Raw genomic sequence first — 6984 nt, 5'->3', positions numbered from 1 at the left:
TCCACCACCACCGGCAGGTGGGAGAGCTGCTTCACCGCCAGCACGGCGGAGAGATCCAGGGTGTTGCGGGTGAAGGTCTCAAAGGTGCGGATGCCCCGCTCACAGAGGATCACCTTGTTGTTGCCGCCGGCCATGATGTACTCCGCGCTCATGAGCCACTCCTCAATGGTGGAGGACAGGCCCCGCTTGAGCAGGATGGGCTTGGAGGTCTTGCCCAGCTGCTTCAAAAGGTCGAAGTTCTGCATGTTCCGCGCCCCCACCTGGATCACGTCCACGCACATCTCGAACATCTCCACGTTGTCGGTGGACATGATCTCGGTGACAATGGGCAGGCCGGTGGCCGCCTTGGCCTCCTGGAGCAGGCGGATGCCGTCGTTGCCCATGCCCTGGAAGGAGTAGGGGGAGGTGCGGGGCTTGAAGGCGCCCCCCCGCAGGGCAGCGGCGCCGCTGGCCTTCACCGCCCGGGCCACGGCCACGATCTGCGCCTCGCTCTCCACCGAGCAGGGTCCGGCGATCACCGCCAGCTTTTTGCCCCCCACGGCGGCGCCGCTGCCCAGGTCGATCACCGAGTCCTCCGGGTGGTACTTCCGGTTGGACTTCTTGTAGGGCTCGGTGACCCGCATGACCCGGTCCACGCCGGGCAGCAGGGACAGCTTCTCCTGGTCGATGTGCTCGGCGTTGCCCTCGGCGCCCAGGATGGTGGTCTCCGACCCCTTGGACACCATGACCTTGACGCCGCCCTCCTCCATGGTGTGAATGGCGGCCTCCAGCTGCTCAGGGGTGAACTCCCGCTTCATAATGACGACCATATTCCAAAACTCCTTTCCAAATTCCAAAAACAAAAAACCCGCGGCCGCCCAAAGGCGGCCGCGGGTTCCATGAACTCTGTGCAGAGTGTCCCGGGTTCCCTGGCTGGCCGGTTATGGGCAGGCAAAAGCACCGCTATCGTAATAGCGGTAATAGCCGTACTCATAACCGATGGCCTTGCGCATGAACGGGTCACACTCCTTCTTGTGAGAGACTTTAGCACGTTTTGGTATGAAAGTCAAGAGGAAATTATCCTTGATTTCCTACCTCTATTATGGTATTATATTGTCAGAAAAGGTGGGATAGGCATGAAAATTTCCACGAAGGGCCGCTACGCCCTGCGCCTGATGCTGGACATCGCCCTGAACAGCCACGGTGCGGCGGTGCCCCTGCGGGACGTGGCCCAGCGGCAGGAGATCTCGGATAAATACCTGGAGCAGATTGTGACCCAGCTCTCCCGGGCGGGCCTGGTGCGCTCGGTGCGGGGGGCCGGCGGCGGCTACCTGCTGACCCGGGAGCCGGAGGAGTACACCGTGGGGGAGATCCTGCGGGTGCTGGAGGGCAACCTGGCCCCGGTGAGCTGTGTGGATCAGGACGACACCTGCCGCTGCGGCCGGGCCGACCGCTGCGTCACCATGGAGGTGTGGCAGCAGATCCAGGCCGCCGTCTCCGGCGTGGTGGATCACCTGACCCTGGCGGATCTGGTAAACCGGTATCACGAGAAATGCACCGGCGAGAGATGAGATGACGAGGGGCCTGTGGAGATTTCCACAGGCCCCTCATTTTTTGGGGAAATTTCATTACTTCCCGATGGAGACGCAGGCGCCGTCCGGGTACCAGTTGGTGTGGTAGCCCAGGCCCTCCATCAGGGCGCGGATGCCCACGTACTGAGCGCCGTTCACGTCCTTCACAGGCACGGAGGCGGTCTTGCCGTCCAGGGTCACGGTGGCGATGCCGCCGCTGACCGTGGACTGGGCGCTGATGCCGTTGACCACGTCGCTGAGGGGCACATAGATGGTGCCGGGCTCCACCACCAGCTCACGGTTGAAGGTGAGGGGGTCGCCCTGCCACACCACAGTGGGGGCGGAGGTGTCCTTGGTGTAGACCAGCTCATTGCCCACATAGGTGGCCAGGACCTGGATGTCCTTGATGTCCGCCTCGGGACAGGTCATGTAGTCCCGGTCAATGATGATGAAGTCAGCCAGCTTGCCCGGCTCCAGGGAGCCCTTGAGATCCTCCTCAAACTGGCCGTAGGCGGCCCAGATGGTGAAGGCCCGCAGGGCCTCCTCCCGGGTGACCTTCTGCTCCGGATACCAGCCGCCCTCGGGCTCGCCGGCCCGGGTCATGCGGGTGACGCCGGCGTACAGCCCATGGAAGGGATTGACCTTCTCCACAGGGGCGTCGGAGCCGCCGATGATGATGCTGCCCGCGTCCAGGACAGTACGCCAGGCGTAGGCGGTCTTGATGCGCTCAGAGCCGATGCGATCCTCCGCCATGTTGGAGTCGGAGGTGGCGTGGGTGAACTGCATGGCAGGCAGGATACCCATATCCAGGGCCCTCTGCATATCCTCGGCGGTGATGATCTGGAAGTGCTCGATGCGCAGGCGGGCATCCTCCCGGGGATTCTCCTCCATGACTCTCTCGTAGGCGTTCAGTACCTGGTGGTTGGTACCGTCACCGATGGCGTGAACGCCGGTCTGATAGCCGTTGTCATAGGCCAGCTTGACGGCCTCATACATCTGTTCATCGGTGAAGCGGTACTCGCCCTTGGTGCCGGGAGCGTCGCTGTAGTCCTCCAGCATGGCGGAGGAGCGGGAGCCCAGGGAGCCGTCGCCCACGATCTTCACACCCCGGACCAGCATGCGGTTGTCGTACAGCTCCTCGGAGGGGGCGTGGGTGCGGATGTACTCGGCCTCGGGGCTGGTCAGATCAGTGGTGAGCATGATCATGGGGTAGGTGCGCAGCTTCATCTCTCCGCTCTCATACAGGGCCTTGAAATTCTCCAGACCCTGCACCGTGGTGCCCGCGTTCACCGCGCTGGTGAAGCCATAGGAGAACAGCTGCTCCTGGGCCAGCAGGAGGGCCTGCTGCTGCTCTTCAACGGTGTAGGCGGGAACCAGATCCCGCACCAGGTTGATGGCAGTGTCGGTGAGACAGCCCCACAGCTCTCCGTCATCGGTTTTGAGGATCTTGCCGCCCTGGGGATCGGGGGTATCCTTGGTGATGCCCGCCAGCTCCAGAGCCATGCTATTGAACCAGCCCATGTGGTTGTCAGCCCGGAGCAGATATACGGGGTTGTCGGGGGCCACCGCGTCCAACTCCTCCTTGGTGGGGAAGCCGGGCTCGTCCCACAGGGTGTCCAGCCAGCCGGAGCCCTGGATCCACTGGCCGGGCTCGGCCGCCTCTGCGGCCTGGCGAACCATCTCCAGGATGTCCTCCTTGGACTTGAAATAGCAGTCCAGCTTCAGGTGGTTCTCACCCAGATTGCTGATGTGCATGTGGCCCTCGATCAGGCCGGGGAGCACCGTATTGCCCTCCAGATCCGTCACCTGGGTGCCGGCGCCCAGATAGGCCTCCGCCCCCTCCTGGTCGCCCACGTAGAGGATGCGGTCCCCCTTCACGGCCATGGCGGTAGCGGTGGTAAAGTCGTCGTCCACGGTGTAGATGTTGCCGTTGATGTAGATGCTGTCTGCCGTTTCGGCCGGTTCTGCGGCCATGGCGGCGGGTACCATTCCGGCCATCAGCGCCAGGCTCAGGCCGACTGCACACAGGCTGCGCGCGGTTCTTCGTTTCATCGACTGCATTCCCTTCTCTTTCAGCATTTTATAGGCTCGATTAGAAAAAGAGCCCGATTACATGGTATAGTTTACAAAAACAGGGCGCATTTTTCTGTAAAGCACTTTACAAAATATACAATTTTTGCGAAAATAGAGAGGGAAAAATGCCAGAGGCCAGGCAGGGAGGGCGGCCAGTGGAACAGGAAACAGCATGGGAAAAGCAGTGGATGCCGCAGCATCTCTCTTCGCTCGGGAATGAGCCGTGGGACGCGGTGTGGGACCGGCTCACGGACGGGTTCTGCAGGGAGACGGTTCCGGCCGGAACGGTGTTCTATCAGCAGGGCGACCCAGCCGACGAGGTGCTCTATCTCCAGTCGGGGCAGGTGCGGGTGGAGTGTGTCCACAGCGACGGGAAAAAGCGTGTCCTCTATCTGCTCTTTGACGGAATTGTCGTGGGAGAGGATGAGTGCATCTACGGCGGCGTGCGGGAATTCCGGGCCGTCGCCGCCAGCGAGTGCCGGATCTTCCGCATCCCGGCGGAGGTGTTCAAGCGGCGGGTGGAGGCATCTCCCGCCCTGGCACTGAAACTGTTCCAGGTCTCCGCCCGGAAAAGCCAGGTACTCAGCCGCGTGCTGGTCCGGGACAGCTTTTTGAGTGTGCAGGGGCGGGTTATCCAGTTTCTGCTCTCCCTGGCGGAGCGGAACGGCGTACAGGAGGAGGAGGGAATCCGCCTCACCATCCGGCTGACCCATCAGGAGGCCGCCGACTTCCTGGGCATCTCCCGGGTGGCGGTGCCCCAGTGCTTTCAGACTCTGGCCAAAGCGGGGCTGCTGCGCAAGCGGGAGCACTGCTATATCCTGCCAGACCGCGCGGCGCTGGAGGCCCAACTGGAGTGAGGCATCCTGATAATATGAGAACAGCGGGGCCGCAGAATGCGGCCCCGCTGTAGGTTGCCGAGAAACCCTCTAGCTAAAGGATTCGAAGGGAAGGATAGTGTGAAAGGGAACCGTCAGGGTTCCCTTTCGCGTAGGATCAAACAGCTTTTTGAAACTTTTTAAAGTTTCAAAAAGTTCAGCAGCCTGTCGAAAAGACTTTTTCGACAGGCTGCAGCGGGGCCGCAGAATGCGGCCCCGCTGTTCTGTGCGGCTCGCTTAGTCAAACAGCCCGGCGGAGAGGTATCGCTCCCCGGTGTCGGGGAGGATCAAGGCGATGGTCTTGCCCGCCATGTCCGGCCGCCGGGAGAGGGTCCGGGCGGCGTGGGCCGCCGCGCCGGAGGACACGCCGGCAAGCACCCCCTCACTGCGGGCCAGCTCCCGGGCGGCAGCATAGGCCTCATCGCCGGTGACGGTCATGATCTCGTCCACCACCGACAGATCCAAGGTGCCGGGGACAAAGCCCGCGCCGATGCCCTGGATCCTGTGGGGGCCCGGCCTGCCGCCGGAGAGGACGGGGGACTCGGCGGGCTCCACCGCCACCACCCGGATGTCCGGGTTCTGCTCTTTCAGGTAGCGGCCCGTGCCGGTGATGGTGCCGCCGGAGCCCACGGTGGCCACCAGCACGTCCACATTCCCCTCGGTGTCCGCCCACAGCTCGGGGCCGGTGGTCTCGTAGTGGGCCCGGGCGTTGGCCGAGTTGTTGAACTGGTTGGGCATCCAGGCGCCGGGGGTGTTTTCCAGCAGCTCGTTGGCCTTTTCAATGGCCCCGGCCATGCCGCAGGCCCCGTCGGTGAGCACCAGCTCCGCCCCCAGGGCGGCCAGGAGGGCGCGGCGCTCAGCGCTCATGGTCTCCGGCATGGTGAGCACCACCCGGTACCCCCGCAGCCGGCCGATGTAGGCCAGGGCCACGCCGGTGTTGCCGCTGGTGGGCTCCACGATCACCGCGCCGGGGCGCAGCAGGCCCCGCTCCTCGGCGTCGCGGATCATGTACAGGCCCGCCCGGTCCTTGGCGGAGGACAGAGGATTGAAGCTCTCCAGCTTGGCCAGCAGGCCGCCGCCGGGGGCGAACCGCTCCAGCCGGAGCAGGGGGGTATGCCCGATCAGCTCGGGCAGGGTGTTGGCAATGCGCATAGGCGGAGCCTCCTTCTGTTTTTTTCCAGTATAGCACGCCGCCGCCCGCAGCACAAGGGGAGGCCCGGCGGAACATCCGCCGGGCCTAAGACTGTCGAAAAACCTTCTGTGAGGGAAAGCCTCGCAGAGTTCCTGCGGCCGCAGCCGCAGGAATCAAATGAAAATCCGTCATTTCCGGCGACATGCGCGTCGGAAATGACACTTCTCATGGCGGAAGGGGTGACAATTTCGCAAGAAATCGAGCCCATTCCGCCATGCAGACTTTCTCGAAAAAGTGGCAAAGCCACTTTTTCGACACATTGAGGCCCGGCGGAACATCCGCCGGGCCTCCCCTTTGCTCACTCGTGCTTGGTTTTCAGCCGGGCCATGGCCCGGGCCAGGGCGGCCTTGGAGTGGTAGTACTCGTGGATGCTCTGCTTCTGGCGCAGGCGCTCCTCGGCCCGCTGTTTGGCGGCCTCGGCCCGCTTGCGGTCGATCTCCTCCGGGTGCTCGGCAAAGCCCACCAGGAGGATCACATAGTCGGGCTTGATCTCCACGAAGCCCGCCCCCACGGCGGCGGGAGTCCACGCCCCGTCGTGCTTGAAGCGCAGCTCGCCGGGCTCGATGGCGGAGACCACCGGCTCGTGGCCGGGGTAGATGCCCATCTCTCCGTCCACGATGGGGATGACCAGGGCCTCGGCCTGGCCGATGTAGAACTGCCGCTCGGGGGTGATGATCTCCAGGTAGAAGGTGGACGGTTCCGCCATTTACACCGCCCCCATCTTCTTGGCCTTCTCGATGACCTCGTCCACGTTGCCCACGTTGCTGAAGGCGGCCTCGGGGTACTTGTCCAGCTCGCCGCCCAGGATGGTCTCAAAGGAGCGGAGGGTGTCCCCCAGCTTGACGTAGCGGCCCTCCAGGCCGGTGAACTGCTCGGCCACGGAGAAGGGCTGGGAGAAGAACTGCTGCACCCGGCGGGCCCGCTCCACGGCCCGGCGGTCGTCCTCGCTCAGCTCCTCCATGCCCAGGATGGCGATGATGTCCTGCAGCTCCCGGTAGCGCTGGAGCAGCTCCTGCACGCCCCGGGCGATCTTGTAGTGCCGCTCCCCCACCACGTCGGGCTCCAGGATGCGGGAGGTGGACTCCAGGGGATCCACCGCGGGGTAGATGCCCTGCTCCACGATCTTGCGGCTCAGGACGGTGGTGGCGTCCAGGTGGGCGAAGGTGGTGGCAGGGGCGGGGTCGGTGAGATCGTCGGCGGGGACGTAGACGGCCTGCACCGAGGTGATGGCCCCGTCCTGGGTGGAGGTGATGCGCTCCTGCAGGGCGCCCATCTCGTTGGCCAGGGTGGGCTG

Annotated in this window: 6 protein-coding genes and 1 pseudogene; 2 read left to right on the top strand and 5 right to left on the bottom strand. The window is 64.0% G+C overall.

Features of this window, described 5'->3' with window-relative positions:
* Positions 1–809 (bottom strand): 3-deoxy-7-phosphoheptulonate synthase (gene aroF, locus QZ378_RS09025; protein ID WP_291258028.1); only part of this gene is annotated, 809 nt, incomplete at its 3' end.
* A gap of 306 nt (positions 810–1115) precedes the next feature.
* Here aroF and QZ378_RS09020 point away from each other — a divergent pair.
* Positions 1116–1550, top strand: a complete 435-nt coding sequence (locus tag QZ378_RS09020) for an Rrf2 family transcriptional regulator (RefSeq protein ID WP_191379485.1) — start codon at positions 1116–1118, stop codon at positions 1548–1550.
* A 57-nt stretch (positions 1551–1607) separates the two neighbouring features.
* Here QZ378_RS09020 and QZ378_RS09015 read toward each other — a convergent pair whose 3' ends face one another.
* Complete coding sequence (locus QZ378_RS09015; RefSeq protein ID WP_291258027.1) at positions 1608–3602, bottom strand: amidohydrolase family protein; 1995 nt, start codon at positions 3600–3602, stop codon at positions 1608–1610.
* 176 nt (positions 3603–3778) lie between these two features.
* Here QZ378_RS09015 and QZ378_RS09010 point away from each other — a divergent pair, with 176 nt between their 5' ends.
* Complete coding sequence (locus tag QZ378_RS09010; RefSeq protein ID WP_291258026.1) at positions 3779–4480, top strand: Crp/Fnr family transcriptional regulator; 702 nt, start codon at positions 3779–3781, stop codon at positions 4478–4480.
* Positions 4481–4735: 255 nt separating this feature from the next.
* Here the strand turns inward: QZ378_RS09010 and cysK are convergent, their stop codons facing one another.
* The 3 genes and pseudogenes from cysK to QZ378_RS08995 all read right to left on the bottom strand — a co-directional run.
* The gene (cysK, locus tag QZ378_RS09005) at positions 4736–5650 is read right to left on the bottom strand and encodes a cysteine synthase A (protein WP_291258025.1); all 915 of its coding nucleotides are present in this window, start codon (positions 5648–5650) and stop codon (positions 4736–4738) included.
* A gap of 338 nt (positions 5651–5988) precedes the next feature.
* Positions 5989–6396 (bottom strand): ATP synthase F1 subunit epsilon, encoded by a 408-nt coding sequence (gene atpC / locus QZ378_RS09000; RefSeq protein WP_191529408.1) that lies wholly within the window; start codon positions 6394–6396, stop codon positions 5989–5991.
* Positions 6397–6984 (bottom strand): annotated as a pseudogene (locus tag QZ378_RS08995) (F0F1 ATP synthase subunit beta); the annotation flags it as partial.

Source organism: Flavonifractor sp. (genome assembly GCF_019422385.1).
Taxonomy (GTDB): domain Bacteria; phylum Bacillota; class Clostridia; order Oscillospirales; family Oscillospiraceae; genus Flavonifractor; species Flavonifractor avistercoris.
The sequence above is the reverse complement of the archived record's forward strand: the minus strand, read 5'-3'. Positions and strand labels throughout refer to the sequence as shown.

What these genes read in the sequence shown, in the direction of transcription:
- QZ378_RS09020 (WP_191379485.1), top strand. Translation starts at nt 1,116, where the DNA reads ATGAAAATTTCCACGAAGGGCCGCTACGCCCTGCGCCTGATGCTGGAC.
- QZ378_RS09015 (WP_291258027.1), bottom strand. Translation starts at nt 3,602, where the DNA reads ATGAAACGAAGAACCGCGCGCAGCCTGTGTGCAGTCGGCCTGAGCCTG.
- cysK (WP_291258025.1), bottom strand. Translation starts at nt 5,650, where the DNA reads ATGCGCATTGCCAACACCCTGCCCGAGCTGATCGGGCATACCCCCCTG.
- atpC (WP_191529408.1), bottom strand. Translation starts at nt 6,396, where the DNA reads ATGGCGGAACCGTCCACCTTCTACCTGGAGATCATCACCCCCGAGCGG.